The following is a 26731-nucleotide window of genomic DNA, read 5'->3' on the forward strand; positions in this document are numbered from 1 at the left end:
AGAAACAAAGCAGATTAGGCCGAAACGCGTCGGCGGCGCCGTGGTGCCACGCAATTCAACGCCCGCCAATCTTCTTTGGTTGCCTGTCACACATTGCCACGGAACGCCAGCCGCCGCCCAAGCTCCGGTCGCTGTCGGAGCACGGGTCTCCGATGACATCCCGGCCGACGAATTGCGATTTCCCGGTTCCCTCGTCGGCCCAAGGCTTTATGCACGGGGAGATCGGCGCGGGGAGACGGCGCCAGAAGGAGAGCACCATGATCCGCCACTTGCCCTGGCTCCTCACCGGCCTTGTCGGCGCCATTTCGCTCGCCGTCGTCGCGGTTTCGCGCGGAGAGGCGGTGAATGCGCTGTGGATCGTGGTGGCCGCCGTCTGCTGCTTCCTCGTCGCCTATCGCTACTATGCGCTGTTCATCGCCCGCCACGTCATGAAACTGGACCCGTCGCGGCCGACGCCCGCCCTGCGCCGCGCCGACGGGCTGGACTATGTCGCGACCGACCGCACCGTGCTGTTCGGGCACCATTTCGCCGCGATCGCCGGGGCCGGACCTCTGGTCGGGCCGGTGCTGGCGGCGCAGATGGGCTACCTGCCGGGCACGCTCTGGATCATCGGCGGCGTCGTGCTGGCAGGGGCGGTGCAGGACTTCATGGTCCTGTTCATCTCGATGCGGCGCGACGGGCGCTCGCTGGGCGAGCTGATCCGCATGGAAATGGGGCAGGTGGCCGGGACCATCGCGCTGTTCGGCGCCTTCATGATCATGGTCATCATCCTGGCCGTGCTGGCGCTGATCGTCGTGAAGGCCCTGGCGGAGAGCCCCTGGGGCATGTTCACCGTGGCCGCCACCGTGCCGCTGGCCATGCTGATGGGCGCTTATACCCGCTGGATCCGGCCCGGCCGGATCGGGGAAGTCTCCATCCTCGGCCTCGTCGGGCTGCTGGCCGCCATCGTCTATGGCCAGGCGATCGCCCAGTCGCCGGTGTGGGGACCGCTGTTCACGTTCACGCCGGTGCAGCTCTGCTGGATCCTGATCGGTTACGGCGCGGTCGCTTCGGTCCTGCCGGTCTGGCTGCTGCTGGCCCCGCGCGACTACCTTTCCACTTTCCTCAAGATCGGCGCCATCGCCGCGCTCGCCATCGGCATCGTCATCATGGCGCCGCCGCTGCGGATGCCCGCGCTCACCGCCTTTGCCTCTGGCGGCGGGCCGGTCTTCTCGGGCGGGCTGTTCCCCTTCCTGTTCATCACCATCGCCTGCGGCGCGGTCTCCGGCTTCCACGCCCTGATCGCCAGCGGCACCACGCCCAAGCTGATCGCCAGCGAGAGCGATGCCCCGCTGATCGGCTACGGCGCCATGCTGATGGAGGCCTTCGTGGCGATCATGGCGCTGGTGGGCGCCTCGATCCTCGATCCGGGGATCTACTTCACCATGAACAGCCCCGCCGCGCTGATCGGCACCGACGCCGCCAGCGCCGCCCATGCGGTGACGGCCATGGGCTTCGCGATCTCCCCCGAGACCATCGCCCAGACCGCCCGGGACGTGGGTGAGCATACCATCATTTCCCGCGCGGGCGGCGCGCCGACCCTGGCCGTGGCCATGGCGGAGATATTCTCCCACGTCGTCGGCGGGCCGGCGATGAAGGCCTTCTGGTACCATTTCGCGATCCTGTTCGAGGCCCTGTTCATCCTCACCGCCGTGGACGCGGGCACCCGCGCCGGACGCTTCATGCTGCAGGACCTGATGGCGCTGGCCGTGCCCCGCCTCGGCGAGAGCAGGAGCCAGGTCCCCGGCCTCGTCGCCACGGCGCTCTGCGTGGCGGCCTGGGGGTTCTTCCTCTATCAGGGCGTCACCGATCCGCTGGGCGGGGTGAACACGCTCTGGCCGGTGTTCGGCATTTCGAACCAGATGCTCGCCGCCATCGCCCTCATGCTGGCGACCGCCGTGCTGTTCCGCATGAAGCGCGACCGCTACGCCTGGGTCACCGTGCTGCCGACCGCGTGGCTGCTGATCTGCACGCTTTCGGCGGGCTGGCTGAAGCTGTTCTCCGCCGATCCCGCCGTCGGCTTCCTGGCGCACGGCGCCAGGTTCTCCGCCGCGCTGGAGCGGGGCGAACTGCTGAACCCCGCCAAGTCCATGGAACAGATGGAGCGCATCGTCTTCAACGACCGGGTCGACGCCGCGCTGGTGGCGGTGTTCCTGGCGGTGGTGCTCTCCCTGATGGTCTTCACCTGGCGCACCTGCATGGCCTCGCGCCGCAGCCCGGTGCCGACCGTGAACGAGATCCCCGCCCATGAGGCCTCCTCGCGGCCGGTGCCGGCATGAGCGGCCTGATCCAGACCCTGCGCCGCACGGCCCGGCTCATGGTGGGCCTGCCGGACTACGACGATTACGTCCGGCACATGACCGCGCATCACCCGGACCGCCCGGTGATGGACCGCAAGGCGTTCTTCCGGGACCGTCAGGAGGCGCGGTACGGCGGCAAGAACGGCGGACGGTGCTGCTGAGGCACTGACGCGGCGCAAGCCGCGCCGTCAGTGCCGGCGAATCACCAGCTTGGTCTCGCCGCAAAGGCTGCATTCGTCCTTGCTCCGCACGAAACCGTTGGTTCCAACGAGTTCGCGGGTCTGGACATCCGCATGGTGAAGCACGCTCAGGCCCAGCCTTTGCGTGATGCAATCGTCGCAGACCGGCTCTGGTGCGAGCCGGACGACGAGTTTCTCGATATCTTGCAGGATGGTCATTCGCATTGCCCTCGACCTGCCCGTGCCAGCTTGGCGCGGTCCCGGCAATGGCAATTACGGGTGTTGGAGTTTCGCTCCGGTAAACTCACCATCAAGGCGATGCTTCAGCCACACCGCGAAGGCCAGCACCGCCGCGGTCCTGGCCGGAGGACTGCCGGGATGGCGAACGAAATGATAGGCGCCTTCAAAGGGATGCTCGACCGCGGAGAGACGGACCAGCCGCCCGGCGGCGATGGCGTCCTGCGCGATCACCTTGCGCACGAGCGCCACGCCGTGCCCGGCCGCGGTCGCTTCCAGCAGCAGCCCGGCATCGTCGTAGGGCTGCGAATCGGCAGGCTCCGGCAGCGCCAGCCCGGCGCGCTGGAACCACGGCGTCCAAGGCTGCCAGGAATTGCGCAGGAACCGGCAGCGGCCGAGGTCCTGCTCGCTCTCGATCCCCATCCGCTCGCGATAGGCGGGCGAGCAGGCGGGGAACACGGTGTCCTGCATCAGCCGTTCGACCACCAGCCCCGGCCACTCGCCGCTGCCATAGCGGATGGCGGCGTCCAGCCCCTGCGGGCCGACCGGGCTGAGGTCCATGCGCGGATCGAGCGCGATGGCGATGCCGGGATGGGACTCGTGGAACTCCGCCAGCCGCGGCACCAGCCAGTGCGAGGCGAATGACGGGAGCACCGCCACTTTCAGCACCACATGCCCCGCCGCGGGCGGTTCCGGGAATACGCTGGCGATCAGTTCCAGCGACTGGCGCACGGTGGGCAGGATGCGCAGCGCCGCCAGGGTCGGCTGCATGGAATTGCCCTGCCGCTCGAACATCGGCTCTCCCAGCCGCTCCTCCACTTCGCGGACCCGGTGGCTGATCGCGCCGTGCGTAACGCCCAGTTCCTCGGCCGCCCGCGTGAAACTGCGGTGCCGGGCAGCGGCGACCAGCGCACGCAGCGTGTTGAGCGAGGGCGGGCGGTACATGCCCGGGTTGTTACTGGAATTCACAACCCGCGCCAATCTTTCTCGTTCGGATCGCGGCGGGACTCCCGCTATCTCTCCGCTTCGACCTTTTCGGGAAACCTGCCCATGCCCCTTGCCCTCCGCCGCCCGCACCCCGCCTGGATCGTCGTGGCCGTGACGTTCTTCGCCCTGCTGTTCTCGGCCGGCCTGCGATCGGCACCGGGCGTGATGATGCTGCCCCTGGAACTGCACTTCGGCTGGGACCGGGCGACGATCTCGTTCTCCGCGGCCATCGGCATCCTGCTCTACGGCCTCGTCGGCCCCTTCGCCGCGGCGCTGATGATGAGCGTGGGGATCAAGCGCACCATGCTGGCGGGCCTCGTGCTCATGGCGCTGTCCACTTTCGCCAGCCGCTGGATGACGGCGCCCTGGCATTTCGTGCTGAGCTGGGGCGTGCTGTCGGGCATCGGTTCGGGTGCCGTCGCCTCGGTGCTGGGCGCGGCCGTGGTCAACCGCTGGTTCGCCTCGCGGCAGGGGCTGGTCATGGGCATGCTGAGCGCCAGCACGGCCACCGGCGCGCTCGTGTTCCTGCCCTTCCTGGCCTGGCTGTCGGAAGGCGGCGCCTGGCGGCCGGTGGCACTGGCCGTCAGCCTGGGCTGCGCCGCGCTAATCCCCGTGGTGGCCCTGTTCGTCCCCGAACGTCCCGAGACGCGCGGCGTGCGGCGCTTCGGCGAAGACGAAGGCACTGCCCCCGCGCCGCCGATGAAGCAGGCGGCGACGCCCTGGCTCGCCATCGAGGCGCTCGTCCGCGCCGCCCGCCAGCCGGTGTTCTGGCTGCTGGCGGGAAGCTTCTTCGTCTGCGGCCTCACCACCAACGGCCTGGTCGGCACGCATATGATCGCCTTCTGCGGAGACCACGGCATCGCCCCGGTCGCGGCCGCCGGGCTGCTTTCGCTGATGGGCTTCTTCGACCTGATCGGCACGACCGCGTCGGGCTGGCTGTCCGATCGCCACGACCCGCGCCGCCTCCTGGCCGTCTATTACGGCCTGCGCGGACTGTCGCTGCTGGCCCTGCCCTTCATAGATTTCGGCACGGTCAGCCTGACCATCTTCGCGGTGTTCTACGGGCTGGACTGGATCGCCACGGTGCCGCCGACGCTCAAGCTCGCCAACCTGTCCTTTGGAGAGCGCGACGCGCCGATCGTGTTCGGCTGGGTGATGGTGGCGCACCAGATGGGCGCCGCGCTGGCCGCTTTCGGCGCCGGCGTGATCCGCGAGCTGACCGGCTCCTACACGCCCGCCTTCGCCCTGGCCGGCGCGTTCGCCGTGGTTGCCGCGCTCGTTTTCGTGGCGGGCATCGGCAAGGTTCGCGCCGTTCGGCGGCCGGAATTCGCCTGATCGGGGGGCGAGAATATCCCGGTTGCCCCTGACGGATGTTAGCGCTATCTTTCGGATAGAAGGTTTAAACCGACCGGGAGATAGATGTGTCGAGGCGAATTTACGCAGCCCTTGCGGCAACCGCTTTCTGCGGCCTGATGGCCGCCTGCAATGGTACCGGAGGCGCGCCTGACGCCGCCGCATCGGCCGATGCCACCGAAGCCGGCGCCGCTTCGGGCAAGAAGTACCTTTCGCAGCCGCTGGTCAGCGAGATGTATACCGCCGATCCTTCCGCCCATGTCTGGAACGGCAAGTTCTACATCTACAACAGCCACGACGTGGACGGTCCCACGCCGGAAGACGATCTCGGCGGCCACTTCGAAATGCGCGACTACCACGTCCTGTCGATGGACAAGGTGGGCGACAAGGTCACCATCGGTCCCCTCGCGCTGGACGTGAAGCAGGTGCCCTGGGCCTCGAAGCAGATGTGGGCGCCGGACGCCGCCTTCAAGAACGGCACGTACTACCTCTACTTCCCGGCCAAGGACAAGCAGGGCGCCTTCCGCATCGGCGTCGCCACCTCGAAGGACCCGATGGGCCCGTTCAAGGCGGAACCGCAGCCGATCAAGGGCAGCTACTCGATGGACCCCGCCGTCTTCACTGACGACGACGGCCAGAGCTACATGTACTTCGGCGGCATCTGGGGCGGCCAGCTCCAGCGCAACGTGAACGGCAAGTACGATCCGAACGGTTCGAAGACCGACCTCCAGGCCGACGACAAGCCCGCCCTGCTCCCGCGCGTGGCGCGCATGACCGGCGACATGCTGGAATTCGCCGAAGCACCGCGTGAAGTGAAGATCGTGGACGAGAAGGGCAAGCTCCTGCTCGGCGGCGACCATGACCGCCGGTTCTTCGAAGCCTCGTGGATGCACAAGTACAAGGGCAAGTACTACTTCAGCTACTCGACCGGCGACACGCACTACATCGCTTACGGTATCGGCGATAACCCCTACGGTCCCTTCACGTACAAGGGCCGCATCCTGAACCCGGTCGAAGGCTGGACCTCGCATCACTCGATCGTCGAGAAGGACGGCAAGTGGTGGCTGTTCTATGCCGACAGCCAGCTCTCCGGCCAGACGCGCCTGCGCAACGTCAAGGTCACCGAACTGCACTACAATGAAGACGGCACGATCAAGACGATCGATCCCTTCGTTCACTGATACGGCAAAGGGATGGCGAACGAGATGCGGTTCGCCATCCCTTTGGGCGCTCCTGTGGGGGTGCGGGAATGCGAGATCGCCCAAGGGGCGCGCAGTCTCTTGAACCACGCGCACAGCCGACAGACGGAAACACAGACATCCGACACCCGACACACCTCGTCATTGCGAGCGTAGCGAAGCAATCCAGGGCGGCTCTGCGCGACTCTGGATTGCTTCGCTACGCTCGCAATGACGAAATAAGGGATGGGCAGTGCGGAGGGACGGTTCAGGAAAAGGTGGGGGAAGAGGGCGTGCAGGCGGAAGTAACGACGCAAGTCGCAACGGCAACCAGGGCGCCAGCCGCAAAATCCACGCGCCTGCTGAGCGCCGCGCTGCCCCTGATCCTGGCGCTCGCCCCGCATCCCGCGCTTGCCGCCCCCGCGCCGCAGATCGCGCTCACGTTCGACGACCTGCCCCTGCACACGCCTTACCCCAGCGGCGATACCCCGCTCTCGGTGACGGACGCCATCCTGGCCGCCCTGAAACAGGCCCGCGCCCCGGCTTTCGGCTTCGTCAATGCCGGCAAGGGCGAGGCTGGCGATCTCGACACCGTGCTGGACCATTGGCACGCCGCCGGGCTGCCTTTCGGCAATCACGGCTTCCGGCATCTCAATTTGGACAAAGTGGGCGCGGCGGAATTCGTGGCCGAGCTGGACCGCAACCAGGCCGCCCTCGCACCGCGCGGCATGAAGCCCTGGCTACGCTACCCCTTCCTCGCCGAGGGCAGGGACCCGGCCATGCGCGACTCCGTGCGGGCGGCGCTGGCGCAGCGGCACTATCGTATCGCCGGGGTCAGCCTCTCCTTCGACGACTGGGCGTGGAACGCGCCTTATGCCCGCTGCGCCGTCCAGGGGAACACCGCCGCGATCGCCGATCTCGAAGCGCGCTTCCTTTCCGCCGCCCGCGCCGATGCCGAGGCCGCGCGGGCCGCTTCGCAGGCCCGGTTCCGCCGCGATGTGCCTTATGTGCTGCTGCTCCACGTCGGCGCTTTCGATGCGCGGATGATGCCGCGGCTCCTGGCGCTCTACCGGGACATGGGCTTTCGGTTCGTCACTCTGGAACAGGCCCAGCGCGACCCGTTCTATGCCGCCACCGATCCGGCCAGACCCGGCCCGACGCCTGCCCTGCTGCGCACGACACCGCTGCCGCGCCCCGGAGACGACGTCTGCCCGGCTTGAGATCGTCATCCCGGACCTGATCCGGGAGACGCACCTCTCCTCGCTCTTTCCTAGCGCAGCAAGTCCAGCGGGATCGCCTCGCCCATGGCCTTGTAGCCGGCCGGGTTGGGATGGATCGCGTCGCCCACGTCATAGGCGGGATTGAGCCGGTCCGGCCGCGCGGGATCGCGCATCACCTTGTCGAAATCGATCACCGCATCGAAGTTGCCCGGTGCCCGGATCCAGGCGTTGATCGCCTGGCGGTCGGCCTCGTTGACGGCGCCCGGGTGGTAGTAGTCCATGCCCATGAACGGCAGCAATGTCGCGCCGTAGACCTTGATCCCCTTCGCATGGGCGCGAGCAACGATCTGGCCGTAGGCGCCGGTGATCTGCTCCACCTTGGCGGCGTGTTCCGCAGCGCTCACCGGGTGGTCGCGCGTGAGGACGCCCAGGTCGTTGATGCCTTCCAGCACGATGAGGTGAGTGACGCCGGGCAGCGCCAGCACGTCACGGTCGAGCCGGGCCATGGCATTGGGCCCGAGCCCGTCAAGCAGCACGCGGTTGCCCCCGATGCCCTGGTTGATCACCGCGCGCCTGCCTGCCGAACTGCCCGCCAGCCGCCGGGCGAGAACGTCGGTCCAGCGGTCGTTGCCATTGGTGGTGGAGCCGCGCCCATCGGTTATCGAATCGCCCAGCGCCACCACTGCGCCCGCCCCGCAGGCCCGCGCCTCGATTCCCGAAAGGAGATACCAGTGGTCGATCGGCTTGGCCGCGGCCAGTTCGGCATCGGCAACATGGTCGCCCGCGATCCAGTAGGAAGTCGCGCGCGAGCCGGGATGCGCGGTCTGGCGCTGGGGCATGGCCTGGACGTGGAGCGAGACGGCCAGGTCCTCGAAAGCGCGGACGGGCAGGTCCAGGGGGTCGGAAAGCCAGTCCGCGCCCGGCGGGATCACCACGCGGGCCTTGCCGGAGAAGCGCAGCGGCGTGAGCGAACGGGCGTCGATCCCGGCCTTGTCCGCCGCCCGGGCGCGGGCCAGCGTGGCGGCCTCGATCACCAGCGGCGTGTCGCCGAAAGCATTGGACAGGCGCACGCGCAGTCCGGTGCCGCCGATCGAGGGCCGCACGATCTGGCGCAGCGTCACATCGCGCGTAGCCTCGGCCGGAAGGGCATTGTCGGCATCGGGAAGCATCTGCGAGGATCCCCAGGCCGAAACCCAGGGACAGGCCGCCGCCAGCGCAGGCGCCGAGACGCCCAGCCCGGCCGTCACAAGAGCGGCCGGGATCAGCACGCGAGTGAACGGGCGGCCCGTGACCATCCGGGCGGTGAGGGCAAGGTGACGGAACTTCGGCAGCATCGCGGACCCCATAAAAGAAATGAGCCGGCATCCAGGGAATGGACGCCGGCTCGGAGTTTTCAGGGAGGAGGAGTTCCCTGCAAGAACAATCAGAAGTTGGCGCGCAGACCCAGCAGGACCTGACGGCCCGGGTAGTAGACCGAGTAAGCGGCGTTGTCGTATTCGAAGGTGGTGCGGATCGGCTCGTTGGTGATGTTCAGCACATCGAGCGTCAGGCGCACCGCGTTGTTCAGGAAGGGCAGCTGGTAGCCGGCCGACATGTCGAGCTGGCCACGGGCGTCCGAGCGCAGGGCGGCGTTCTGGATGCCGTTCTGCGGACCGTTCACGGCGATCGACGCGTCGTTCCAGACGTAGTTCACGCTGACCGACAGGCCGTTGTTCTCGTAGAAGCCCTGGAGGTTGTACGAGTAGGGCGAAACACCGGTGGCGACGAGGCCCGAGGACGAGGACTGCTTCAGGTAGGTGCCGTTGGCCGAGAAGCCCAGGCCCTGCACCAGGAAGTCGAGCGGCTGCACCCAGGTGGCCTCGATGCCCTTGATCTTCAGGTCGCTGAGGTTGATCGGGCGGGTCACCGTGATCGGCAGGTTCGCGATCGGCACGCCGGTCTGGAGCGAACGGTCGCTGAGGGCGTTCTGCTGGGTCGAGATCAGGCTGTCGTACGGAATGTTGAGCGAACCGAAGGGCACTTCCGAGGACGTGGTGACGGTGAAGCCGGCGATGTTCTTCTGGAAGGCCGACACACCGACATAACCGATGCCGCCGGTGTAGAATTCACCGCCGATATCGAAGTTGTCCGAAGTGTAGGGCTTCAGATCAGGATTGCCCGCGCTGGCCGTGAGGGCCGAGGGATCCGAGAACGTGATGCCCGGCAGGATCTGGTCGGCATTCGGACGCGTCATCGTGCGCGAGGCCGAGAAGCGCAGCTTCAGGTTGTCCAGCACATCGTACGTGAAGTTCACCGAGGGCAGGAAGTTGTCGTAGTTCGAGCGCGAGGTGATGTCGATGATGGCGGTGCCGACCTGGCTCGGGCCGACGACGATCTGCTTGGTATGGGCATAGCGCATGCCGCCGTTCATGTGCAGTTCGCGGCCGAACAGTTCGGTGGTGCCGTTCAGTTCGAAGTAGGCGCCCAGCACCGTCTCGTCGATATCGCCCGTGGCGCCGCCGGTCACTGCGCCGCGCGTTTCCGGCGCGCTGTCACGGTAGCTGGCGTAGTTGGTGGCCTGCTTGATGGCATCGAAGTCGGGGATGACGAAGGCATTGTAGCCCACGCTGCCGCTGGCGAGATGGCCGAAGTTGCTGACCGGGAACTGGGTCAGGTACTGCGGGATCTGGCCGGTGGTGATCGAGCCGGTATCGCCAGTGCAGCCGGTGCCGCAGACGGAAAGCTGGTAGGCCGGGCTGTTGTCGTAAGCGCGGATCGAACGCTGGGCCCGGTCATAGGCGCCGCCGAACTTCACGCTGAAGTCGCTGTCGCCGATGGTGGTGTCGAGGTGGGCACCGCGCGTCTCGGTATCGCGGCGAACCAGCGACACGTTCTGGCGGTACCATTCCCAGCCCATGTTCGGATCGTTGAGATCGACATTGGTGGTGATGATCGGCTGGTTGCCGCCGCTGTTGTCGTAGTAGACGTCCACGCCCGAACCCGGGGTGGTCTGGAAGGCCCAGGTCGGCTGTTCGCGGAAGAACTTGCTCTTCGACCAGTTGGCATTGGCTTCCACCTTCACGCGGTCGGAAGGCTGCCAGGTCACGCTCGGCGCGATGTTCCAGAACTTGGTGGTCTGCTTGAACTGGCTCGCTTCGAGGAAGAACGAGGAGTTGGCGAAGGTGCCGCTGGTGACCACGCCGTTGTCGTCGACCGCAAGGTCGATCGGGATCATGCCGCCGGTCGACTGCGCGCTGGTGCCCGGGCCCGAGTTACGGACCTGCCAGTTCATGTTGACCTTGTAGTAGTCACGCTTGGACTTGGCCCAGATACCGTCGATCGCGAAGTGCAGCTCGTCGCTGGGACGCCATTCGAGCGATGCCAGCGCGGAGATGCGCGAACGGTCGCCGTTGGTCAGGCTGTTGCGGCCGAGGCGCGGGATCAGCGCGGTGCTGAGCTGGTCGCGGGTGAGACCCGAAGTGGCGACCACGTCCACCGGCTGGCCAGCAACGAGGCCGTGACCGGTATTGGTCGGAACCACCGAGGCCCAGGAGAAGTTGTTGCCGCCCGGATCGCCGGCGCCGAGGTTGCCGTCGGTCCAGCCCACGGATTCGAAGCCATCGACGCGGGTCTTGGTCTTCACGCCGGCCACGCCGACGAGAATGCCGAAGGTATCCGTGGTGTGGCTGGCGACGACGGCGCCGCGCGGGCTGATCTTGCCGTTGCTATCGGTATACTGGCCCTGGCCGACGACGGTGAAGTGCGTGCCTTCCTTGTCGAAGGGGCGCGCGTTGTGCAGGTTGACGGTGCCGGCGATACCGCCTTCGAGCGTCGAGGGCGAAGGGCTCTTGGCAAGGTCGAGACGGGTGAAGAGTTCGGACGGGAAGAAGTCGAGATCGACTTCGCGGTTGGCGCTGCCGCCGTTGGTGCCGCCGTCGGACGCGACCTGGAGCTGCGAGCCGTTCAGCAGCACGCGGGTGAAGCTGGGGCCAAGGCCGCGGATGGCGACCTGGGTGCCTTCGCCGTTGATGTCGCGGTTGAGGCGCACGCCGGGCATGCGGTTCAGCGTTTCGGCCAGGTTGGTGGCGGGCAGCTTGCCGATGTCTTCGGCGAAGATCGAATCGCCGAAGGTCACGGCATCGCGCTTGGCATTGGTCGCGCTCTGCAGCGAGGCGCGGATGCCGGTGACGATGATGTCGCCCGCGGAAGGCGTATCGTCCTGAGGGGCGGCGGTCGTATCGACGGTGTCGGCGGCCGTGGTGCCCGCAGCGTCCTGCGCAAAGGCGGCAGGCGCGGAAAGGCCCGAGAGCGCGGCGGCGCTCAGAAGAACGGCACGAACGGAAATACGGTTGGATCGCATTGGATATCCCCTCCCATTTAAATCACGTCCGCTTCCGAGCGGATCGTGGGTTGCGCCAACACTGGTAGCGCTATCATTGAAGCCTTAATATGCCCAGTGCCGGCGCGCGTCAACAGTTATGTTAGCGGTATCTTTCAATCGTAATCATAGAGTTTTACCCGCTGAATCTGCCACTTTCCGGACTCCAGGCGGATGTGGCGGCCCTGGTGCGTCTGGTCGCCGTTGAGCAGGCGGCCGGGCACCCATTTGCCGGTCGAATCGAATTCGCCCTCGAACGCCGAATCGATCCCGGCCAGCGCGGCCTTGCCGGTCCTGGGCTTGAACGTCACGGTAATGCCCTGCCCGGCGATCAGATACTCTTCCGGTCCGATCTGGATGATCATGCCGCCTGCCGCCGCGATCGCCGCAGTGGTGCCCGGTACCGAGGCGTCGGCGCCGGGATTGGCCACCGGCCTCTGGATATCGGCATAGGCGATGGTGAAGCGATAGGGGCCGACATCGCGGGTTTCCGGCTCGTAGACCAGCGTTTCGTCATAGAGCTGGCGCGGCTTGAAGCCGACCATGCGATCGGTGCCCTGCGCATCGAGAATGTAGGGCTTGAGCTGCTGGAGCACGCCGTAGGCATCCTTGAGCGCGCCGGGATCCTCGTCCACCGAGTCGATGGAGAAGGGGCCGAAGCCGATCGCGTCGAGCTGGCCGATGGCGTAGAACGCATTGGCGGGCGCCACCGGATTGGTGGAATTGTGCGCCTCGGGAATGAACAGCACGTTGTCCGGGCGCTTGTAGCCGTTCACGATGTCCACGAAGCTGGAAAAGTAGATGTCCGGCGCCAGGAAATCGAGGTGCGGCCCTCCGGCCTTCCAGACGTCGAGCAAGTGCGGCAGCGGGCCGCCGCTCGGGTATTCGCCGGGGATGCGGCCCGGGCGGTTGAGCGCGACATTGACGTACATCGGGATCGGATAGGCCGCCTTGCCCGCCGCGGCGAGCTGGTCGGCGAAGCGGGCATAGTGCCAGGCCGCGAAGACTTCCGCCGCGGCATCGCCGCCGCCGAACAGCTCGTCCCACGAACCGCTGGTACGCGCGCCGCGTTCGAGCCACATCCGGCGCATGCCCGGAACCAGCGAATCCTTGTGAGCGACGAGGTAGTTGACCAGTTCAGCAGGAACCGGCTCGCGGTAGGCGGCATTGGCGGCGGCGCTGTAGTCGCGCGCGACCGGCAACATGCCGATCTCGTTCTCCACTTGCACCATGACGACGGTATTCTGCGTGGAATCCACCGCCTTGAGGTGCGCCATGAGCGCGGCATAGGCGCGCTCGTCGGCCTTCAGCGTCTCCGCGCCGAACGTCGAGAGGATCTCCACGCCCTGACCATTGGGAAGCTGCGCGCGCGGGAAGCGCTGCTGGTCGCGCTTGACCCAGGCCGGGATGTACGTGGACATGGAGTTCTTCCACGCCCCGAACCACAGCACCACCAGCTTGAGGTTGTTGGCGCGTGCCGCCTTGATCTGGGAATCGACCGAGGACCAGTCGAACGTGCCCTCGGTGGGTTCGATCAGTTCCCACGACACCGGCGTCAGCACGGTATCGAGGTTCATCTCCTTCAGCCGCTTCCAGTGCGGCGCCATATAGGCGGCGCTGGAGGAGGCCGAATTGCTCAGCTCGCCCGCGATCATCAGCATCGGCTTGCCGTTCACGATCAGCTGCTTCGTATCGCCCTTGGTCTCCAGACGCGGCGCATCGGCCAGGGCGGGAGCGGCGAGGCTCAGGCTGGCCGCAAGGGCCGAGACCGCCAGCAGGGCAGTGCGGAGGGTCATGCGTTCTCTCCCAGGAATGCAGTGATGACGGCGCGGGCGCCGGAAGTTTCGAGATGGCCGAGATGGGCGGCCACGGCATCGAGCACGGCGGCATCGGGCACATGGCCCAGCACGCCGAGGGCTGCGGTGACCCGGGCGCGCGGCGTGGCCGCAAGGCGCAGTGCATCGGCAAGGGCGGCAGCGGCGGGATCGTCGATGGCGAAGCTCTCGCCCGCGTCGCTCGTGCCCGCCTGCCAGCGTACCCAGGCGGCAACGGCCAGCGTGATGGCCGCGAAGGAACCGCCCTGCTCCGCCACAGCGGCCAGCGGCGCGAGCAGGCGCTGCGGCAGCTTCTGCGATCCGTCCATGGCGATCTGGCGGGTGCGGTGCTGGAGCGCGCTGTTGGCGAAGCGGGCCATCAGTTCCTGGCGGTAGGCCGGCACGTCGAGCCCGGCGGGCGGGTTCAGCGTGGGCACCACTTCGTCCCACAGCCGCTCGACGAAAGCACGGCCCTGCGCGGTGCCGACGAACTCGTGGACGAACGCGTCGCCTGCCAGCCCGCCGAGATAGGCGATGGCCGAATGCGCGCCGTTGAGCAGGCGCAGCTTGGCTTCCTCCCACGGGGCGACGGCATCGGTCAGCTGGACGCCGAGAGCAGCGAAATCCGGCCGCTCGCCTGCGAAGCTGTCCTCGATCACCCATTGCAGGAAGGGCTCGGCCTTCACCATGGCCCGATCTTCCACGCCGGTCAGCGCGGCGAGACCGGCGATGTCCTCGTCCGTGGTGGCGGGCACGATGCGGTCGACCATGGTGGCCGGGAACGTGCAGCCCTGCGCGATCCAGGCGGCGAGCGCAGGATCGTGCGCCTCGGCCATGGCGAGCACCGCGCCTTTCAGCAGCGCGCCGTTGTGGGGCAGGTTGTCGCAGGAGAGGATCGAGAGCGGGGCGAGGCCCTCTACCCGCCGGCGCGCGAGCGCCGCGACGAGGAAGCCCGCCGCCGTGCGCGGACGCTCCAGCCCGGCGAGATCGGCGGCGACGTCCGCGTCATCCGCCATGAGCCTGCCGGTCTTGCGATCGAGGCAATAGCCTTTCTCGGTCACCGTCAACGTGACGAGGTGCGTATCGGGCGAGGCCAGCGCGGCGACCACCGCCTCCGGCTCTTCCGGCGCGACCAGCACGCGCTGTACGGCGCCGATGATCTGCGGGGTCTGCACCGCGCCTTCGCGCACCAGCAGGGTGTAGAGGCCGTCCTGCGGGTTCATCTGGTCCCGCACCGAGGCCGAGCGCAGCGAGACGCCGACCACGCCCCAGCGCAAGTCGCCCGAAGCCAGCGCCGCCTCGAACACGGCGGCCTGGTGCGCGCGGTGGAAGGCACCGATGCCGAGGTGGACGACCCCCGCCTTGACCGCCGCGCGGTCATAGGCGGGACGGGCGACGGAGGCCGGAACCTGGCCGAGGGTCTCTGCGGAAAGTCTCACAGCTTGTATGCCGCCTTGACGAGATCGTAAGCGAGCGCGCGGGCAACTTCATGCGCCTCATCCTCGGGCAGGCGGTGTTCGGCCACGAGCTGCGCCAGCCAGGCGCAGTCCATGCGGCGGGCCACGTCGTGCCGCGCGGGGATCGAGAGGAAAGCGCGGGTATCGTCGTTGAAGCCGACGGTGTTGTAGAAGCCCGAGGTTTCGGTCGTGCGCTCGCGGAAGCGGCGCATGCCTTCGGGGGAATCGTGGAACCACCAGGGCGGGCCGAGCCGCAGCGAGGGGTAGTGCCCGGCGAGCGGCGCCAGTTCGCGCGAATAGACGTCCTCGTCCAGCGTGAACAGGATCAGCGTCAGGCGCGGGTCGTTGCCGTAGCGGTCGAGCAGGGGCTTCAGCGCCTGCACGAATTCGCCGGGCAGCGGAATGTCGCCGCCCTTGTCACGCCCGAAGCGGTCGAGCACGGCCTGGTTGTGGCTGCGATGGACGGCGGGGTGAAGCTGCATGACCATGCCGTCTTCCACGCTCATCCCGGCCATTTCGGTGAGGAGCTGGGCGCGGAACAGTTCGGCGTCATCCTTGCCCGGTGCCGACAGGACACGCTGGTAGAGCGCCTCGCAATCCTCTGGCAAGAGATCGGCGGTGCGGGCGCTGGGATGGCCGTGATCGGTCGAGGTGGCTCCGGCCTCGCGGAAGCGGGCGCGGTGGAAGCGGTGCGCGGCCAGATAGCCCGCGTAAGTCGAGACGTCCTCGCCTGCCATCTCGCCGAACTTCGCCACTTTGGCGGCAAAGCCCGGCGTTTCGGGATCGACCACCGGATCGGGGCGATAGGCGGTGACGACGCGGCCGCTCCAGCCGCTTTCCCGGATCGCGCGGTGATGGGCGAGCGGGTCGAGCGGCCCTTCTGTGGTGGCGATCAGTTCGATGTTGAAGGCCTCGAACAGCGCGCGGGGACGGAACGCCTCGGTCTTGAGCGCGGCGTCGATCACCTCGTAGTAATGGTCCGCCGTGCTCTCATCCAGCAGCACGTCGAGGCCGAACACTTCCGCGAAGACCCAGTCCAGCCACATGCGCGAAGGGGTGCCGCGGAACAGGTGGTAGTGCTTGGCGAAGATCGCCCAGATCTTGCGCGGATCCTGCTCCACCGGGCTGCCGTCCACGCTGGGCACGCCCAGCGATTCCAGCGCCACGCCCTGCGAATAGAGCATGCGGAACACGTAGTGGTCCGGCACGATCAGCAGCGAGGCAGGGTCGGTGAACGGCTGGTCATAGGCGAACCAGGAGGGGTCGGTATGGCCGTGCGGGCTGACGATCGGCAGGTCCTTCACGCCTTCGTAGAGCGCGCGCGCGATGGCGCGGGTGCCCGGATCGGCGGGGAACAGGCGGTCTGGGTGAAGAACGAGGGGACGAGTCATGCGGGTACTTTCTCGCCGTCGGGATCGGCGACCTGGTAGCGGGGAAGGATCAGGTGAATGACGCCGAGCGCCACGAGATAGGCGCAGGAGGCCACGACGAAGATCGGCTCGTAGCTGCCCACGGTTTCAAGGATGGCGCCGGCGAACTTGGCCATGAGCATGCCGCCCAGCGCCCCGGAAAGCCCGCCAAGGCCGACGACCGATCCGGTCATCCAGCGCGGCATGGTATCGCCGGGAAGGGCGTAGAGGTTGGCGGAGAAGCCCTGGTGCCCCGCGCAGGCGAGGCCCACCAGCGCCACGGCCGTCCACAGGCCCGGCGCATTCGGCGCCATGGCGATCGGCACGGCGCAGAGCGCGGCCATGAACATCGCCGTCTTGCGCGAGCGGTTGACGCTCCAGCCGCGGCCGATGAAGCGCGAGGAAGCCCAGCCGCCCAGCACCGAACCGATGTCGGCCAGGATATAGACCGCGATCAGCGGCGGGCCGAAGTCCAGCATCTTCACGCCGAACTGCTTGTTGAAGAAGTCCGGCAGCCAGAACAGGAATGTCCACCAGACCGGATCGATCAGGAAGCGGCCCATCATGTAGGCCCAGGTCTGGCGATAGCCGAACAGCGCGCGCCACTTGACCGGGCGCGGCTTCTCCACCGGATCGGCCTCGATCCAGGCCAGTTCTTCGGCGCTGAGGTTCTTCTTGTCGCGCGGGCGGCGGTAGAAGCCGAGCCAGGCCGCCAGCCACACCACCGTCAGCAGGCCGGTGAGGATGAAGGCCCAGCGCCAGCCGAGCGTCAGCGCGATCACCGGCACCACCAGCGGCGTCAGGATCGCACCCACGTTGGAGCCGGCGTTGAAGATGCCGATGGCGAAAGCGCGCTCGCGCTTGGGGAACCATTCGTTGGTGGCGGCGATGGCGGCGGGGAATGTCCCCGCCTCGCCGATGGCCAGCGGGATGCGCGCCAGGAGCATGCCGCTGGTGGACGTGAACAGCGCGTGCGCCATGTGGCCCACCGTCCAGAGCGTCACGGCCAGGGCATAGCCCGCCCGCGCGCCCAGCCGGTCGATCAGCCTGCCGAACACGACATAGGCAATGCCGTAGCCCGCCTGGAACCAGATCGCGAGGTCGGCATAGCCGCTCTCGCTCCAGCCGTAGCGGGCCTGAAGCTCGGGCTTGAGCGTGGGCAGGACCAGCCTGTCCACATAGCTCAGCACCACCGCCGCGAACAGCAGCGCGCAGACGATCCAGCGCACCCGGCCCGCGGGTTTCCCCGGGCCGGTCGCCGCGGCCTTGAGTGGCGTCACGCCGTTCACCACGCTCACCAGTTGTACATCGTGCCGTCTTCAAGGCGGTTCACCGGCAGGAAGGCGCGGCTGTATTCGTAGCCGGCGGCCAGTTCCTCATCGATGTCCACGCCCAGGCCCGGCGCTTCGCCCGGGTGCATCATGCCGTTCTCGAACGTATAGGCATGGGGGAAGACCGCGTCGGTCTCCGGCGTGTGGCGCATATATTCCTGCACGCCGAAGTTCGGCACCGAGAGGTCGAAGTGCAGCGCGGCAGCCATGCAGACCGGCGAAAGGTCGGTGGCGCCGTGGCAGCCGGTGCGGATCTGGTAGAGATCGGCCAGCGCGGCGATGCGGCGAAGGTGCGTGATGCCGCCTGCGTGGACCACGGTGGCGCGGATATAGTCGATCAGCTGGTTCTGGATCAGGTCCTTGCAGTCCCAGATCGAGTTGAAGATCTCGCCCACGGCCAGGGGCGCGGTGGTGTGCTGGCGGATGAGCTTGAACGCTTCCTGGTTCTCGGCAGGCGTCGCGTCTTCCAGCCAGAACGGGCGGTAGGGCTCCAGATCCTTGCCGAGGCGGCCCGCCTCGATCGGGGTCAGGCGGTGATGGATGTCATGCAGCAGGTGCACGTCCCAGCCCAGCGCCTCGCGTGCGGCCTTGAACAGTTCGGGCACGACGCGCAGGTACTTCGCGGTGTTCCAGACGTTCTCGGTGGGCAGGTCGGCGTCGGCGGGCTCGTAGAAGTACTTGTCCTTGGAAACGCCGTACGTCGAAGCCATGCCGGGCACGCCGCACTGGAGGCGGATCGCCTTGTAGCCCTGCTTCTGATAGTCGAGCGCCACGTTGATCGTGTCCTCGATGGTGGTGCCGTTGGCGTGGCCGTAGACCATCACGCCTTCACGGCTCGCGCCGCCCAGCAGCTGGTACACCGGCAGGCCGGCGATCTTGCCCTTGATGTCCCACAGCGCCATGTCGACGGCGGCGATGGCGGTCATCGTCACCGGACCGCGGCGCCAGTAGGCACCCTTGTAGAGGTACTGCCAGACGTCCTCGATACGGTGCGCGTCGCGGCCGATCAGGCAGGGGATGACGTGGTCGGTCAGGTAGCTGGCCACCGACAGCTCGCGGCCGTTGAGGGTCGCGTCCCCCACGCCGGTGGTGCCGTCGTCGCAAGTGATCTTCAGCGTGACGAAGTTGCGACCCGGGCAGGTGATGATGACTTTGGCATCGACGATCTTGGGCATGGGGAGGATCCTCAGGCGATTTCGAGAGTGGTGGTCTTGAGATCGGCGCTGCTGGCGCCGACCAGGATATCGAACAGGCCGGGTTCGACGACTTCGCGCATATCCTCGTTCCAGAGGCTGAAATCGTCAGGGCCGAGCGTGAATTCGATCCTGCGCGTCTCGCCGGGCTTCAGCGTGACACGGCGGAAACCGCGCAGTTCCATGACCGGGCGGGTTACACTCGCGGCCTGATCGTGGACATAGAGCTGCACCACTTCATCGCCGGCGCGCTGGCCGGTATTGGTCACGTCGACAAAGACGGTGACATTGCCGGAAAGGCCGATACGCGGCGCCGAAAGGCTGGGCGCGCCCACGGTGAACGTGGTGTAGCTCAGGCCGAAGCCGAACGGATAGAGCGGCGCCGTCTCGGTGAAGAGATAGCCGCGCTTGGCCGAGGGCTTGTGGTTGTAGAAGAAGGGCACCTGCCCCACGTCCTTGACCACGGTGACCGGCAGCTTGGCACCGGGATTGACGTCTCCGAACAGCGCCTCGGCCATGGCGGTGCCGCCTTCCTGGCCGAGATACCAGCATTCGAGGATCGCATCGGCCTGCTCCGCCACGGTCGGCCATGAAGGCGGGCGGCCGTTGAGCGCGACGACGATCACCGGCTTGCCGGTCGCCTTGAGGGCGCGGAACAGTTCGTTCTGCTCGCCCACGAGGTCGAGGTCGGTGCGGTCGCCAAGGTGATTCTTGGCATAGCCCTCGCGGCTGGTCTGCTCGGTATCGCCGATGGCCAGCACGATCACGTCGCTGGCTTTCGCGACTTCGGCCGCCTCGGCAATCAGGGCGCGGTTCTTGGCGGGGTCAGCCAGCAGCACTTCGTTGGCCGAGCGGTCCTCGCTTTTCGTGATGAACACGCCCTGCACGAAGACCACTTCGGCCTTGCCAGCAACGCGCGCCTTGATGCCTTCGACGAGGTTCACGCTGGAACGCGGCTCGGACGAATAGCCGCCCAGGCGGGTGACATTGGCGTTCGGCCCGATCACGGCGATGCGCTTCTGCGCGCCTGCCGCAAGCGGCAGGACGCCGGTATTCTTGAGCAGGCAGATCGACTTGCGCGCCGCTTCCAGCGCCAGCGCGCGGGCTTCGGCATTGGCGGTGAGCTTTGCGGAAGCCTTGGGATCGACCGGCCCGGCCTCGAACATGCCGGCGCGGAACTTCAGCGTCAGCATGTGGCGGCAGGCGGTATCGACGGTGGCAAGCGGCACCAGCCCCTTGCGGACCTGATCGGCCAGGGTGCGATAGGCCTCGCCGTCGGGCAGGTCGCAATCGACACCCGCGTGGAGGGCAAGGCGCGCCGCGCCCTGGATATCGGCGGCAAGGTGGTGGAAGCTCGCCAATTCGCCGATCGCGGCATAGTCGCTGACGATGGCGCCGTCGAAGCCCCATTCGCCGCGCAGCACGTCGTTCAGCAGCCAGCGGTTGGCGTGGCTGGGGATGCCGTCGATCTCATTGTAGGAAGGCATGACCGCGGCGATGCCGGTGCGGCGGACCACTTCGCGGAACGGCGGGAAGAAGCTGTCGTAAAGCTCGCGCTTGCCGAGCGGGGCCGGGGCGACGTTGTTGCCCGCCTCGGGCTGGCCGTGGCCGGTCATGTGCTTGAGCGTGGCGAAGACTTTGCCCTCGGCCAGTTCCTTGCCTTCGCCCTGCAGGCCGCGCACGGCGGCGACGCCCATTTCTCCGCAGAGATAGGGGTCTTCCCCGAAGGTTTCCTCGATACGGCCCCAGCGCGGGTCGCGGGCGATGTCCACCACCGGCGAAAGCGCCAGGGTGGAGCCGTGCGCGCGCACTTCGCGGCCGATCACCGACTGCACGCGCTCCACCAGTTCAGGGTCGAAGCTGCCGGCCATGGCGATGGCCTGCGGGAAGCTGGTGGCCTCGGGCGCCATGTAGCCGTGAAGCGATTCCTCATGGAACAGCACGGGGATGCCAAGGCGGGTCTGCTCGCGCGCCCACTTCTGGGTGGCATTGACGAAAGCGATGGTATCGGCGGGCTTGCGCCAGCGGCCGGTGACGTCGGTGCCGGTATTGTTGGCCGTGGCCGCGCCGCCCCGGTCGGACGGGCGCGCGATCTGGCCGATACCCTCGGGATGGTTCTTGCTGGCCAGCGCCGGATCGAAAGCGCGCGATTCGTCCATGATCTCGCGCTTGCGGGTGGAGAGGGTGACGAGCTGGGCCACCTTCTCGTCCAGCGTCATGCGGGCCATCAGGTCCTTGACGCGAAGGTCCACCGGGACCTTGGGATCCTTGTAGAGCGGGGTCGCGGCGCGCGCGGCAACCGGCAGGAAGGCCAGCATCGAGGCACCCGCGCCCCAGCGCAGCAGTTCGCGGCGTTTCACCTGGGCAGCGATCATGATAGCGCCACCACGCGCAAACGGCGCGTTTGCGCATGCGTCAGACAAACCGGAAAAATCATATTTCTCCCCTGCATCCCCTTGAACCGCGTTGGGTTCATTTCCCAATCGGACGGCAAACACTGTTGCCTGCCCTGAACTTTGTGTGTTAGCGGTATCATGCGCGACAATGAACGAGCTTGTCAATGGCATCGCGGCGCTAATTAATCCGGCCACAGGGCCATGATTTTGGGACACAGGGGAGGATGATGAAGAAGCGGCTTCTGACGATTGGCGTATGCCTTGCGGCGCTGGGCTTCGCTGACACGCCTGCCTTTGCAAACGATGGCTATGACCTCTGGCTGGCCCCTGCGGCCAATCCGGCACTGCAAGCGAGCGAAATCCGCGTGATCGGCCAGTCCGAAACGCTGGACCGCGCCGCCGGCGAACTGCGCCGCGACCTGACCGCCGCGCCGCTTCCCGTGGTCCTGGCCAGGGCCGACGATCCCGCCCTTTCCGCTCTGCGCCTGCCCACGGCGGCCCTGGGCGAGGAAGGCTATCTGGTGCGCGCCGCCACGCTGGATGGCCGCAAGTCGCTGGTCGTCACCGGCAGGACCGACCGCGCCGTGCTCTACGGCGCCTTCGCGCTGATCCGCGCGCAGAAGACCGGCGCCGATCTGGCCGCGATCGACCTCCAGTCCGCCCCGAAGATCGGGCTGCGCGTGCTCAATCACTGGGACAATCTCGACGGTTCGGTGGAGCGCGGCTACGCGGGCCAGTCGCTGTGGGACTGGTGGACCCTGCCGGACTTCAAGGATCCCCGCTACACCGACTATGCCCGCGCCAACGCGGCGCTCGGCATCAACGGCGTGGTCCTCAACAACGTCAACGCCAAGCCCGAAAGCCTGACCGCGCCTTATATCGCCAAGGCCGCCGCGCTGGCCGAGGTGTTCCGGCCCTGGGGCATCAAGGTCTACCTCTCGGCCCGCTTCTCCGCGCCGATCGAGATCGGCCATCTCAAGAGCGCCGACCCGCTCGACCCCGAAGTCCAGGCCTGGTGGAAGGACAAGACCGACGAGATCTATGCCGCGATCCCCGATTTCGGCGGTTTCCTGGTCAAGGCCAACAGCGAAGGCCAACCCGGCCCGCGCGACTATCACCGCAGCCATGCCGAAGGCGCCAACATGCTGGCCGCCGCCGTCGCACCGCATAACGGCATCGTCATGTGGCGCGCCTTCGTCTATGCCGAAACCGACCCGGACGACCGCGCCAAGCAGGCCTATACCGAGTTCAAGCCGCTCGACGGCAAGTTCGCGGACAACGTGCTGGTGCAGGTGAAGAACGGCGCCATCGACTTCCAGCCGCGCGAGCCGTTCCATCCGCTGTTCGGCGCCATGCCGAAGACGCCGATGATGCTGGAACTCCAGATCACCAAGGAATACCTCGGCTTCGCCACCCACCTCGCCTACCTCGGCCCCTTGTTCGAGGAAGTGCTGGAGGCCGACACCCGCGCCAGGGGCAAGGGGTCGACCGTGGCCAAAGTGGTCGACGGTTCGCTCTATGGCCACACATTGAGCGGCATTGCCGGCGTCGCCAATGTCGGACGCGACCGGGACTGGTCGGGCTCCACTTTCAACCAGGCCAACTGGTACGCCTTCGGCCGCCTCGCCTGGGATCCGACGCTTTCGGCGGACACGATCGCCCGCGAATGGGCACAGCAGACCTTCGGCAACGATCCGCGCGTGGTCGATACGGCGGTGAAGATGATGATGGCCTCGCGCGAGGCGGTGGTCGACTATACCGGCCCGCTCGGGCTCGCGCACGTCATGGGCACCGGCCACCACTACGGCCCCGGCCCGTGGATCAACAACCTCGCCCGGCCCGAATGGAACCCGGTCTACTACCACAAGGCCGACAAGGACGGCATCGGCTTTGATCGCACGAAGACCGGCAGCAACGCGGTTGCGCAGTACGAGCCGGCCGTGGCGAAGCTGCTGGCCGATCCGCGCACGACGCCGGAAAGCGAACTGCTGTGGTTCCACCACTTGCCGTGGGACTGGAAGATGAAGTCCGGCCGCACGCTGTGGAACGAGATGGTGGCGCACTACGATCGCGGCGTGGCCACCGTCGCGCAGATGGAAGCGGACTGGCAGGGCGTGAAGGGCCAGGTCGATGCCGAGCGCTGGCAGAAGACCGCCAGCTACCTCAAGATCCAGCACAACGAGGCCAAGTGGTGGCGCGATGCCAGCCTGGCCTACTGGATGTCGATCAACGGACTGCCCCTGCCGGCCGGATCCCCGGCGCCCGAGCACGACCTGGCCTGGTACGAGGCGCAGGACTTCCCGCTCGCCCCCGGGCATCCTCACTGAGCCGGATGCTGGACAAGGCATCGATTTTACGCTCGATGGTTGCGCTACCAACGTAACTTGTGGTGTTAGCGAACATTCCCCGGCGCTCTTCGTGAGCGCCGGGGCTCCGCCAGGGAACCAGATGAGCAGCACCACCCGAGGTCCGCGCAAGCAGCGCACCAGCGCCAAGATCGACGACGTCGCGCGACTGGCCGGCGTCTCGCCGATGACGGTCAGCCGCGTGATCAACAAGGGCGCCAACGTCCGCGAGGAAACCCGCCGCAAGGTGGAGGCCGCCATCGCGGAGCTGAACTATGCCCCCAGCACCGCCGCGCGCGCGCTGGCGGGGGGCGAGGACTTGCGGATCGGCCTGCTCCATTCCAACCCCAGCTTCGCCTATCTCAGCGAATTCCTGGTCGGCGCCCTGGAGGAAACCAGCGCCGCCCATGCCCAGCTTCTGGTCAAGCCCTGCAACGAGGACGGCGGCGAGGGCGGCGGTGAGGCGAAGGCCGTGGCGCAATTGCTGCGCACCCGCATCGACGGCGTGATCCTGCCGCCGCCGCTCAGCGATTCCCCGGCCGTGCTGGAAGCGCTCAAGGATGCCGACGTGCCGGTGGTGGCAGTCGCCACGGGCCGGGCGCCGGAATGGGCGCTCTCGGTCAGCATCGACGACCGCGAGGCGGCCTTCACGATGACGCATCACCTGGCCGCGCTGGGGCATCGCCGGATCGGCTTCGTCACCGGCCACCCGAACCAGACCGCCAGCGCCGAGCGCCTCGACGGCTACCGCGAGGCGCTTTCCGCGCTCAACCTGCCCTTCGATCCCGCGCTGGTAGCGCAGGGCTACTTCACCTATCGCTCGGGGCTGGAAGCGGCAGGGCGGTTGCTGGACCTCGACAGTCCGCCCACCGCGATCTTCGCCTCCAACGACGACATGGCCGCCGCCGCCATCACCGTGGCCCATCGCCGCGGGCTGGACGTGCCGCGCCAGCTCACCGTCTGCGGCTACGACGATACCGCGCTGGCCGTCTCGGTCTGGCCCGAACTGACCACGATCCGCCAGCCGACCACCGAGATGGCACGCCGCGCCGTGCGGCTGCTGATCGGCGAAATCCGCGCGCGCAGCGCGGGCACACCCACCGTGGAGCATCCCCATGTCGTCGCGGAGTTCAAGCTGATCCGCCGGGATTCCGACGCCAGCCCTGGCGCCTGAGCCCGCCTGGCGTGCCTTGCCCGGCGCGCCTTGCCGGCGTGCCTCGCGACGCGTCGAAACGTCCCTTTGTCTTCACCCCTCCCCTTCGTCATTGCGAGCGTAGCGAAGCAATCCAGAGTCGCGCAGAGCCGCCCTGGATTGCTTCGCTACGCTCGCAATGACGAAGTTTGGGGGGAGGTGAGGTGACGCGGTGAAGTGAAGCGGTAGAGGCCGCCGCGTGAGCCCGTGAGCGCCTCAGCCATAAGCCCGTGAGGACGGGCGGGGGGCAAGGGCTATCCAGCCCCTGCCCCCGATCCGTCAGCCTTCCATTTCTTCCAGTTCGCGGCCCTTGGTCTCGTTGACCATGGCGCGGACGAAGAAGAACGACACGGCCGCGAAGAAGGCATAGCCGGTGTAGGTTACGGCCAGGCCCGGGCTAACGGCCAGCGCCGGGAAGCTCACCGAGACGGCGGCATTGGCGATCCACTGCGCGAAGCCCGCCACCGCCAGGCCGGAGCCGCGGATCTGGTTGGGGAACATTTCGCCCAGCATGACCCACATGATCGGGCCCCAGCTCATATTGAAGAAGATCACGTAGAGGTTGGCGGCGACCAGCGCGATCACGCCGTTGTTGCCGGGCAGCGAGACCGCGCCGTCCGCGCCGGTGACGGCGGTGGAGAAGGCATAGGCCACGGTGGCGAGTGTCACCGCCATGCCGGCCGAGCCGATCAGCAGCAGCGGCTTGCGGCCGATGCGGTCCACCAGCGCGATCGTGGCGAGGCAGGCGCCGATCGAGAGCACGCCGGAAAGGATGTTGGTCTGGAGCGCATAGTCTTCCGAGAAGCCGACCGCCTCCCAAAGCGTGGCGCCATAGTAGAACACCACGTTGATGCCGACGAGCTGCTGGAACACGGCCAGGCCGATGCCCGCCCAGACGATGGGGCGCACGCGGCCGCTGGCCTTGTCGATCAGGTCGGAGAGCTTGGGCTTATGGTGGTCCGCGGCCAGGCTGGCGCGAATCTCGGCAACCTTGCGGTCCGCCTCGGCCGTGCCGAACAGCTTGGTCAGCACGGCATGGGCGCGGGGCTCCTGGCCCTTGACCACCAGATAGCGCGGGCTCTCGGGGATGATGAGCAGCGCGAAGAAGTAGATCGCGGCGGGGATCGACTGCAGCCAGAACATCCAGCGCCAGGCCGGAAGGTCGAGCCAGAGCGATTCCGTGGAACCGCCCGCATAGCGCGCGAGCGCGAAGTTTGCGACGAAGGCGCCGGTGAGACCGGAGATGATCATCACCTGCTGCACGCTCGACAGACGGCCGCGAATGGCGGCGGGCGTCACTTCCGAGATATAGACCGGCGAAATGACGCTGGCCGCGCCGACGCCGAGGCCGCCGACGATGCGCGCGAGGATGAAGATGACCGAGGAACCGGCCGCGCCGGCCACCAGGGCGCTGATGAAGAACAGTACGGCGGCGAGCATCATCACGCCGCGGCGGCCGATGATGTCGGCCATGCGGCCGGCGGCGAAAGCACCGATCGACGAACCGACGAGGATCGCGCCGACATTGAAGCCGATGCCCAGCTTGCCAAGGTCGAAGGCGGCTTCAAGCCCCTTCTGGGTGCCGTTGATAACGCCGGAATCGTAGCCGAACATGAAACCGCCGATCGTGGCGACGGCCACGATAGCGATGATGAACGCCATGTTGATCCGGCTTTCCGAACCAATCGCTGGCCCAGTCTGCGCCGCAGTCATTCCTCTTTCCCCTTCATCGTGATGCGCGATG

Annotated in this window: 18 protein-coding genes; 7 read left to right on the forward strand and 11 right to left on the reverse strand. The window is 67.3% G+C overall.

The window, feature by feature from the left end; translation table 11 throughout:
• The first annotated feature begins 257 nt into the window (after nucleotides 1-257).
• Both AB4Z00_RS06475 and AB4Z00_RS06480 read left to right on the forward strand, forming a co-directional pair.
• Nucleotides 258-2318 carry a carbon starvation CstA family protein gene (locus AB4Z00_RS06475; protein ID WP_442045371.1) on the forward strand — a complete coding sequence of 687 codons (2061 nt, stop codon included), beginning with the start codon at nucleotides 258-260 and terminating at the stop codon, nucleotides 2316-2318.
• A complete protein-coding gene (locus AB4Z00_RS06480; protein ID WP_442045372.1) occupies nucleotides 2315-2500 on the forward strand; it encodes a YbdD/YjiX family protein in 186 nt (61 codons plus the stop codon). The genes AB4Z00_RS06475 and AB4Z00_RS06480 overlap by 4 nt, the downstream gene beginning before the upstream one ends.
• 27 nt (nucleotides 2501-2527) lie before the next feature.
• On the opposite strand, the gene AB4Z00_RS06485 is transcribed toward AB4Z00_RS06480, so the two are convergent.
• Nucleotides 2528-2737 carry a hypothetical protein gene (locus tag AB4Z00_RS06485; RefSeq protein ID WP_132267633.1) on the reverse strand — a complete coding sequence of 70 codons (210 nt, stop codon included), beginning with the start codon at nucleotides 2735-2737 and terminating at the stop codon, nucleotides 2528-2530.
• 54 nt (nucleotides 2738-2791) lie between these two features.
• On the reverse strand, nucleotides 2792-3724 hold the full coding sequence (locus AB4Z00_RS06490; protein WP_442045373.1) for a LysR substrate-binding domain-containing protein: 933 nt from the start codon (nucleotides 3722-3724) through the stop codon (nucleotides 2792-2794).
• A gap of 81 nt (nucleotides 3725-3805) precedes the next feature.
• Here AB4Z00_RS06490 and AB4Z00_RS06495 point away from each other — a divergent pair, with 81 nt between their 5' ends.
• The 3 genes from AB4Z00_RS06495 (at nucleotide 3806) to AB4Z00_RS06505 (ending at nucleotide 7493) form a co-directional block, all read left to right on the forward strand.
• Complete coding sequence (locus AB4Z00_RS06495) at nucleotides 3806-5077, forward strand: MFS transporter (RefSeq protein ID WP_442045374.1); 1272 nt, start codon at nucleotides 3806-3808, stop codon at nucleotides 5075-5077.
• A gap of 137 nt (nucleotides 5078-5214) precedes the next feature.
• On the forward strand, nucleotides 5215-6276 hold the full coding sequence (locus AB4Z00_RS06500) for a glycoside hydrolase family 43 protein (RefSeq protein ID WP_132267924.1): 1062 nt from the start codon (nucleotides 5215-5217) through the stop codon (nucleotides 6274-6276).
• A 290-nt stretch (nucleotides 6277-6566) separates the two neighbouring features.
• Nucleotides 6567-7493, forward strand: coding sequence for a polysaccharide deacetylase family protein (locus AB4Z00_RS06505; protein WP_442045375.1), 927 nt, complete (start codon nucleotides 6567-6569; stop codon nucleotides 7491-7493).
• 50 nt (nucleotides 7494-7543) lie between these two features.
• On the opposite strand, the gene AB4Z00_RS06510 is transcribed toward AB4Z00_RS06505, so the two are convergent.
• The 8 genes from AB4Z00_RS06510 to AB4Z00_RS06545 form a co-directional block, all read right to left on the reverse strand.
• Nucleotides 7544-8788 (reverse strand): SGNH/GDSL hydrolase family protein, encoded by a 1245-nt coding sequence (locus AB4Z00_RS06510; RefSeq protein WP_442045476.1) that lies wholly within the window; start codon nucleotides 8786-8788, stop codon nucleotides 7544-7546.
• 128 nt (nucleotides 8789-8916) lie between these two features.
• Nucleotides 8917-11832 carry a TonB-dependent receptor gene (locus tag AB4Z00_RS06515; RefSeq protein WP_442045376.1) on the reverse strand — a complete coding sequence of 972 codons (2916 nt, stop codon included), beginning with the start codon at nucleotides 11830-11832 and terminating at the stop codon, nucleotides 8917-8919.
• Between the two features lie 134 nt (nucleotides 11833-11966).
• Nucleotides 11967-13646: a GH35 family beta-galactosidase gene (locus AB4Z00_RS06520; RefSeq protein ID WP_314467358.1), complete on the reverse strand. Its 1680-nt coding sequence runs from the start codon at nucleotides 13644-13646 to the stop codon at nucleotides 11967-11969.
• On the reverse strand, nucleotides 13643-15112 hold the full coding sequence (locus tag AB4Z00_RS06525; RefSeq protein WP_442045477.1) for a mannitol dehydrogenase family protein: 1470 nt from the start codon (nucleotides 15110-15112) through the stop codon (nucleotides 13643-13645). Before AB4Z00_RS06525 ends, AB4Z00_RS06520 begins: the two co-directional genes overlap by 4 nt.
• A complete protein-coding gene (gene uxaC / locus AB4Z00_RS06530) occupies nucleotides 15100-16512 on the reverse strand; it encodes a glucuronate isomerase (RefSeq protein ID WP_442045377.1) in 1413 nt (470 codons plus the stop codon). Before uxaC ends, AB4Z00_RS06525 begins: the two co-directional genes overlap by 13 nt.
• Entirely contained in the window at nucleotides 16509-17828 is a 1320-nt protein-coding gene (locus AB4Z00_RS06535; protein ID WP_442045378.1) for an MFS transporter, read from the reverse strand. Before AB4Z00_RS06535 ends, uxaC begins: the two co-directional genes overlap by 4 nt.
• Nucleotides 17825-19036 carry a D-mannonate dehydratase ManD gene (manD, locus tag AB4Z00_RS06540; protein WP_132267648.1) on the reverse strand — a complete coding sequence of 404 codons (1212 nt, stop codon included), beginning with the start codon at nucleotides 19034-19036 and terminating at the stop codon, nucleotides 17825-17827. The genes AB4Z00_RS06535 and manD overlap by 4 nt, the downstream gene beginning before the upstream one ends.
• Before the next feature lie 11 nt (nucleotides 19037-19047).
• A complete protein-coding gene (locus tag AB4Z00_RS06545) occupies nucleotides 19048-21429 on the reverse strand; it encodes a glycoside hydrolase family 3 N-terminal domain-containing protein (protein WP_442045379.1) in 2382 nt (793 codons plus the stop codon).
• A gap of 245 nt (nucleotides 21430-21674) precedes the next feature.
• Between AB4Z00_RS06545 and AB4Z00_RS06550 the strand changes: the two genes are divergently transcribed.
• Nucleotides 21675-23777, forward strand: a complete 2103-nt coding sequence (locus tag AB4Z00_RS06550) for an alpha-glucuronidase family glycosyl hydrolase (RefSeq protein ID WP_442045380.1) — start codon at nucleotides 21675-21677, stop codon at nucleotides 23775-23777.
• Between the two features lie 121 nt (nucleotides 23778-23898).
• Nucleotides 23899-24969 (forward strand): LacI family DNA-binding transcriptional regulator, encoded by a 1071-nt coding sequence (locus tag AB4Z00_RS06555; protein WP_442045381.1) that lies wholly within the window; start codon nucleotides 23899-23901, stop codon nucleotides 24967-24969.
• 297 nt (nucleotides 24970-25266) lie between these two features.
• On the opposite strand, the gene AB4Z00_RS06560 is transcribed toward AB4Z00_RS06555, so the two are convergent.
• The gene (locus tag AB4Z00_RS06560) at nucleotides 25267-26730 is read right to left on the reverse strand and encodes a sugar porter family MFS transporter (protein WP_279388331.1); all 1464 of its coding nucleotides are present in this window, start codon (nucleotides 26728-26730) and stop codon (nucleotides 25267-25269) included.
• Nucleotide 26731: the final 1 nt, after the last annotated feature.

The organism is Novosphingobium sp. YAF33, from assembly GCF_052113265.1.
Taxonomy (GTDB): domain Bacteria; phylum Pseudomonadota; class Alphaproteobacteria; order Sphingomonadales; family Sphingomonadaceae; genus Novosphingobium.

Excerpts from the sequence above, each read along its gene's own strand:
- AB4Z00_RS06500 (WP_132267924.1), top strand. The coding sequence starts at position 5,215 with ATGGCCGCCTGCAATGGTACCGGAGGCGCGCCTGACGCCGCCGCATCG.
- AB4Z00_RS06555 (WP_442045381.1), top strand. The coding sequence starts at position 23,899 with ATGAGCAGCACCACCCGAGGTCCGCGCAAGCAGCGCACCAGCGCCAAG.
- AB4Z00_RS06495 (WP_442045374.1), top strand. The coding sequence starts at position 3,806 with ATGCCCCTTGCCCTCCGCCGCCCGCACCCCGCCTGGATCGTCGTGGCC.
- manD (WP_132267648.1), bottom strand. The coding sequence starts at position 19,036 with ATGCCCAAGATCGTCGATGCCAAAGTCATCATCACCTGCCCGGGTCGC.
- AB4Z00_RS06480 (WP_442045372.1), top strand. The coding sequence starts at position 2,315 with ATGAGCGGCCTGATCCAGACCCTGCGCCGCACGGCCCGGCTCATGGTG.
- AB4Z00_RS06475 (WP_442045371.1), top strand. The coding sequence starts at position 258 with ATGATCCGCCACTTGCCCTGGCTCCTCACCGGCCTTGTCGGCGCCATT.
- AB4Z00_RS06515 (WP_442045376.1), bottom strand. The coding sequence starts at position 11,832 with ATGCGATCCAACCGTATTTCCGTTCGTGCCGTTCTTCTGAGCGCCGCC.
- AB4Z00_RS06550 (WP_442045380.1), top strand. The coding sequence starts at position 21,675 with ATGATGAAGAAGCGGCTTCTGACGATTGGCGTATGCCTTGCGGCGCTG.
- uxaC (WP_442045377.1), bottom strand. The coding sequence starts at position 16,512 with ATGACTCGTCCCCTCGTTCTTCACCCAGACCGCCTGTTCCCCGCCGAT.
- AB4Z00_RS06510 (WP_442045476.1), bottom strand. The coding sequence starts at position 8,788 with ATGGTCACGGGCCGCCCGTTCACTCGCGTGCTGATCCCGGCCGCTCTT.
- AB4Z00_RS06520 (WP_314467358.1), bottom strand. The coding sequence starts at position 13,646 with ATGACCCTCCGCACTGCCCTGCTGGCGGTCTCGGCCCTTGCGGCCAGC.
- AB4Z00_RS06485 (WP_132267633.1), bottom strand. The coding sequence starts at position 2,737 with ATGACCATCCTGCAAGATATCGAGAAACTCGTCGTCCGGCTCGCACCA.
- AB4Z00_RS06545 (WP_442045379.1), bottom strand. The coding sequence starts at position 21,429 with ATGATCGCTGCCCAGGTGAAACGCCGCGAACTGCTGCGCTGGGGCGCG.